The organism is Peterkaempfera griseoplana (assembly GCF_001418575.1).
In the GTDB taxonomy this organism is placed as follows: domain Bacteria; phylum Actinomycetota; class Actinomycetes; order Streptomycetales; family Streptomycetaceae; genus Peterkaempfera; species Peterkaempfera griseoplana.
In genome coordinates, this window is record NZ_LIQR01000648.1 from 1 (window position 1) to 5,610 (window position 5,610).

4 protein-coding genes and 1 pseudogene are annotated in these 5,610 nt (G+C 69.9%); 3 read left to right on the forward strand and 2 right to left on the reverse strand.

The window, feature by feature from the left end:
* The first annotated feature begins 1 nt into the window (after window position 1).
* Both AOK09_RS34735 and AOK09_RS43905 read left to right on the forward strand, forming a co-directional pair.
* Window positions 2-370 (forward strand): hypothetical protein, encoded by a 369-nt coding sequence (locus tag AOK09_RS34735; RefSeq protein ID WP_055591189.1) that lies wholly within the window; start codon window positions 2-4, stop codon window positions 368-370.
* Between the two features lie 289 nt (window positions 371-659).
* Window positions 660-1,349 (forward strand): annotated as a pseudogene (locus AOK09_RS43905) (phosphatase PAP2 family protein); the annotation flags it as partial.
* Here AOK09_RS43905 and AOK09_RS34740 read toward each other — a convergent pair.
* Both AOK09_RS34740 and AOK09_RS34745 read right to left on the reverse strand, forming a co-directional pair.
* Window positions 1,341-2,018: a response regulator transcription factor gene (locus AOK09_RS34740; RefSeq protein ID WP_055591190.1), complete on the reverse strand. Its 678-nt coding sequence runs from the start codon at window positions 2,016-2,018 to the stop codon at window positions 1,341-1,343. The pseudogene AOK09_RS43905 and the gene AOK09_RS34740 overlap by 9 nt on opposite strands.
* Window positions 2,019-2,025: 7 nt before the next feature.
* On the reverse strand, window positions 2,026-3,474 hold the full coding sequence (locus tag AOK09_RS34745) for a sensor histidine kinase (RefSeq protein WP_079063661.1): 1,449 nt from the start codon (window positions 3,472-3,474) through the stop codon (window positions 2,026-2,028).
* Window positions 3,475-3,646: 172 nt separating this feature from the next.
* On the opposite strand from AOK09_RS34745, the gene AOK09_RS34750 reads away from it, so the two are divergent.
* A partial coding sequence (locus tag AOK09_RS34750; protein WP_079063662.1) for a polynucleotide kinase-phosphatase occupies window positions 3,647-5,610 on the forward strand: 1,964 nt, incomplete at its 3' end.

Below are 5,610 nucleotides of genomic sequence, written 5' to 3' on the forward strand. Positions count from 1 at the left end.
CTTGACGTCAATAGGAGCATCCGGACAGGCCACCGCCTCCAACGGCAGCCTCACGGTCGTCGCCCTTGCCGCCGAGGCCGATGTCCACCGCATGGCTCTCCTCAAACGGCACGTCGACCTGAAGAACGAGTTCTACGAACGCGTCCGCGCCGAGACCCACCAGGTCCCGGAGACTGAGAAACGACTCAGGGAAACCGTCACCAAGCTGAAGAAGACCATTGCCAACCAGAAGGCCGAGATCGAAGAGCTCGGCCAGCAGGTGACCAGGCTCGCCCTCGCCAGCGCTGTGCTCACTCAAGAGAACGACGGGCAAGCAGAACGGGCTCTTGTCTCGGACAACGTCATCCCGTTTGCGAAATCCATAACCTGACAGGGCTGAAGCCACAGGGTCTGCTCCCGTCTCACCAGCAGGCCCTGGGCCATCCACCCGATCGGTGTAGTGGTTCAGGCTGGGACGGCGAGGATCTCCGGGGGGTTGACGAGGGCGTGACACGCCTTCAGCACACCGAGTGTTAGCGGACTTCGCGGCCTCGATCAGGATGGCCGTCCGGTGCTGTGGGGCGAGGGTTTCCGTATTCGTCAACCCTGACGATCGGCAGGGGTCGCTGTTGCCGTTCGGCTCGGGTTCCTGGCTGTCCCCGCTTCTACGTTCAGGCTCTATGGAACAAGAACCACGAGAGAAGATCAGAGCTGGTCGGCTGCTTGGTGCTTTGGGCGTCCTGGGTGTGGGGGCGGGAGCGGTCGTCTGGCTTTCCCCAGGTGGGCTGGGGGAAGCCGGTGCCGTCCAGGTCACTGGAGGAGCATCGGCGTCCGCGTTCCGGTCGGTGACTCGGACGGTGGCAGATGCGCCGTCGTGGCTGGGCCCGCTCCTGGAATTGGCCACCGAGGGCACTCTGGTGCTTCTCGGAATGTTGCTGGCGTGGACGTGGTGGACAGCAGTCCGCCGCAAAGATCTACGAGGGGCCGCCGGATCGGTGTTGACTGGTTTTGGCACCGTCGCGGCCTACGCGGTGAGCGAAGCAGTGAAGCTGGTGGTGGACGAGGAGCGACCTTGCCGCGCGCTGCGCACGGGGGTCGGCGTCATCGCGGAATGCCCTGGCGCGGGAGACTGGTCCTTCCCGAGCAACCACGCCACCCTGGCCGCTGGGATGGCCGTCGGCATGGCCGTGCTTCGGCCGCGCCTTGCCGCAGCCACGCTGCCGCTGGCCGGAGCCGCCGCGCTGCTGCGTGTCTTGGTGGGGGTCCACTATCCGCACGATGTACTCGCCGGCGCGATCCTCGGCGCCACGGTGGTGGTGGCCGTACTGCTCACGGTCCTGCCGCTGGCTCAGCGGGCGGCATCACGTCTGGGATGGCGCAGGAACGATCCCGGCCTCGTGGGCAACGACCGCGGCAGCAGCGCGGTTGTCCACGCCCAGCCTCGCCAGGATGGAACTCACATGGGCTTTCACGGTCCCCTCCACCACATGCAAACGCCGGGCGATCTGCCCGTTGGACAGCCCACTGCCGAGGAAGGCCAGTACCTCCCGTTCCCGGGCGGTCAGGGAGTCGACTCGGGCGCGGGCGGCGGAGCGCCGGCCAGCCAGGGCGCCCGCGCCCGTCGCGGCGAGGTGCGCGACGACCCGGGACGCGACCTTCGGTGACAGATAGGCGGCGCCGTCGGCCACCGCCCGGACCCCGGTGATCAGTTCCTCGGGCTCGCCCGATTTGATCAGGAAGCCGGTGGCGCCACCACCGAGTGCTCGCAGGATGTAGTCGTCCTCACCGAACGTCGTCAGCATGACGACGCCTGTGCTGGGCGCGGTGCTGCGGATCTCCGCCGCCGCGTCGATGCCGTTCAGCCCCGGCATACGGATATCGAGCACGGCTACCGCCGGGCGGTGACGCCGAACCAGTTCCACGGCCTCGTGTCCGTCACCGGCCTCGGCGACGATCTCCATGTCCGGATCCGAGGCAAGAACGGCGCGTACTCCCGCCCGGATCATCGGCTCGTCGTCGGCGATCAGCACCCGGATCATCGAGCACTCATGGGGTGAGCGCGTCCAGGGACATCAGGATGCCGTCCCGGAAGCACAGCCGGTAAGCGTCGCCGGACCTGTCGTCGAACCGGTCGGCCGTCATCGCGTAGTACTCGCACGTTATGCCGTCTCCTGTCGGCTCGGCAGTTAGCGGTCGGTAGTTCGTCTGCCGGTCCGGCAGGAAACGCTCCACCTCAGAACGATCTTGCCCCACGCGCAGGCGGGAATAGTCACCAGGTTCCAAGACCGACCGGGACGCCGACAGCATCTCCCACCCCATGAGTGCTCCGCTCAGCACCGCTCCTGTCACCAGGGGCACCATGACTGCAGCGACCAGGGCCCGGCTGACGAGGCGCCGAGCACGGCGATGTTCCTGCGGCAACTGGCCGCCGGTCTGGGAGGCCGCGGGAGCGAGGAGCCGTGGCGGCTGTGACGCAGGTGCGTGCGGGATCCACGCGGCGACTGCAAAGCCCCCGTCGCGCGGACCATGGTCGAACGAACCGCCGGCCAAGCGCACACGTTCTTCGAGACCGATGAGGCCACGCCCCCCACTCCGAGGCCGGGGCTGCAGGTTGGCAGCGGATGATGGCGGGCCGTTCTCTACGGCGACTCTTGATTCCGTTGCCGTATGCGTCACTTGGACGGTCACCGTCGCGCCGGGCGCGTGCTTGGCAACGTTGGTCAGCGCTTCCTGCACGACGCGATGAACCGCCCGCTCCGCTACCGGTGGCAGGTCGTCTGCCGTGCCGTCGGTGTACAACTTCACCGCGAGGCCGGCCGCGGAGGCCTCTTCGATCAGGCCTGCGAGACTGGAGCCGTTAGGGTCCGTCGGCGCGTCACCGGTCTCTTCGCGCAGGACACCGATCACTTCGCCGAGACGCTCCACTGCGCCTGCCGCCTTGGCCCTGATGTCACCTGCGGCCCTTCGGTGGTGCTCTTCAAGGCCCGGCGCGAGCTTCAGGGCACCGGCCGATAAGGCGATCAGGCTGAGGTCATGGCCCAGTACGTCATGCATGTCCTGCGCGATACGCGCTCGCTCGCGCAGTCGGGCCTGCTCAGCGACCAGCTCCTGTTCGCGTTGCAGTTGTTCTGCACGCTCCCAACCGGCCCGGACAAGCTGCTGATACTGGCACCAGAAACGGCCCGCGAACCAGGGCAGCATCGTGGCGACGACCACCACTGTGACAAACCGGCTGGCCAACGGCAGCCAGGCAGGCACGACGGACAATGCCACGACGCCAGCCGCGAGAAGCCCAACCAGAGCGAGCACAGTGGGCGCCATCCGTCCAGGCCACCGTCCGGCCAGGAACGCGGCGATGGCAGTCGGGACAGCCCACCACAGGTTCACCATGCTCAGGCCAGCGGCCGTCACCGCCGCCGCTGTCAGAAGGCTCCCTGGAGCAAGAGTCCGCGGAGAAACATCCGTCCCGGTCGGAGTCCCACTATTGATCACCATGCTGTCCACGGAAGCGACGGTACGGCCATCGGAAGTCGTCCGACACTGCCGAAAGTCCAATCTGCGCCAGTAACCGGCGAGCACCGCAGCTTGAGGGACAGGCTGGCCAGACACGGCCAAGTCCCGGACGCGAGGCGCGTCTTACTCGCGCACGGAGACTGAACAGAAGAACTTGACGGGGAACGCCACCAACGTCCAGCCGGACGCCCGCAGGGCGCTGGTCCGGCTGGCCCGCGAGCACGACGTGCTGCCCGTCGCCATCGTGCTGGACGTGCCGCAGCACATCTGCGCCGAGCGCAACGCCGCCCGCCCCGACCGCCGTGACATGGGCGCCCATGTGATCCCCCGGCAGCAGCGGGAGCTGCGCCGCTCGCTGAACTCGCTGGAGCGCGAGGGGTTCCGCAAGGTCCATGTGCTGCGCGGTCCGGCCGAGGTGGACTCCGCCGAGATCGAGTACGAGAAGCGCTACAACGATCTGCGCCATCTCACCGGCCCGTTCGACGTCGTCGGGGACATCCACGGCTGCCGGGCCGAGCTGGAGACCCTGCTGACCCGCCTCGGCTATGTCCTGGAGCGCGACGGGCAGGGCCGTCCGGTGGGTGCGGCGCACCCGGCGGGCCGTACCGCGGTCTTCGTCGGCGACCTGGTCGACCGCGGCCCGGACACCCCGGGCGTGCTGCGGCTGGTGATGGGCATGGTCGCCGCGGGCACCGCGCTGTGCGTGCCCGGCAACCACGAGAACAAGCTGGGCCGGGCGCTGGACGGCAAGCAGGTCAGGGTCGCCCACGGCCTGCAGGAGTCCCTGGACCAGCTGGCGGGGGAGCCGGAGGAGTTCCGCGCCGAGGTGCGGGCCTTCATCCGCGGCCTGGTCAGCCACTACGTGCTGGACGACGGCAGGCTGGTGGTCTGCCACGCCGGTCTGCCGGAGAAGTACCACGGCCGCACCTCCGGCCGGGTCCGCTCCTTCGCCCTGTACGGGGACACCACGGGGGAGACCGACGAGTACGGCCTGCCGGTCCGCTACCCGTGGGCGGAGGAGTACCGCGGCCGCGCCCTGGTGGTCTACGGCCACACGCCGGTGCCCACCGCCTCCTTCCTCAACAACACCATCTGCCTGGACACCGGCTGTGTCTTCGGCGGCACCCTCACCGCGCTGCGCTACCCGGAGCGGGAGCTGGTCCGGGTGGAGGCCGAGCGGGAGTGGTACGCACCGGTCCGCCCGATGATCTCCGACGCCCCCGGCGCCCGCGAGGGCCGCCCGCTGGACCTGGCCGACGTGGCGGGTCACCGCGTGGTGGAGACCGGCCACCACGGCCGGGTCGCCGTCCGGGAGGAGAACGCCGCCGCCGCGCTGGAGGTGATGAGCCGCTTCGCCGTCGACCCGCGGCTGCTGGTCCATCTGCCGCCCACCATGGCGCCGTCGCCGACGTCCCGTCGCGAGGGCTGGCTGGAGCACCCCGAGGAGGCCTTCGCGGCCTACCGCGCCGACGGCGTGCGGCAGGTGGTGTGCGAGGAGAAGCACATGGGCTCCCGGGCCGTGGTGCTGCTCTGCCGTGACGCGGCCGCCGCGGAGAAGCGGTTCGGTGTCGCCGACGGCACCGCCGGCGCCCTGTGGACCCGCACCGGCCGTGCCTTCCTGGACGACGAGGAGGTCTCCGGCCGCATCCTGGACCGGTTGCGCCGGGCCGCGGAGGAGACCGGGCTGTTCGCCGAACTGGGCAGCGACTGGCTGCTGTTGGACGCCGAGCTGATGCCCTGGTCGCTCAAGGCCTCCGGTCTGCTGCGCCGCCAGTACGCCGCGGTGGGGGCGGCGGCCGCGGCCGCGCTGCCCGCCGCCCTGGCGGCGCTGGAGCAGGCGGCCGCCCGGGGCGTGCCGGAGCTCGCCGGGCTCACCGCCCACCAGCGGGCCCGGGCGGAGGACGCCGCTGCCTTCACCGACGCCTACCGCCGCTACTGCTGGGCCACCGACGGGCTGGAGGGAATCCGGCTGGCGCCCTTCCAGCTGCTCGCCGCCGAGGGGGCCAATCTGGCCGTGCAGCCGCACGACCGGCATCTGGGGTGGATCGACCGGCTGGTCGCCGCCGACGCCGGGGGGCCCGGTACCGCGCTGCTGCACCCCACGGCCCGGCTGGTGGT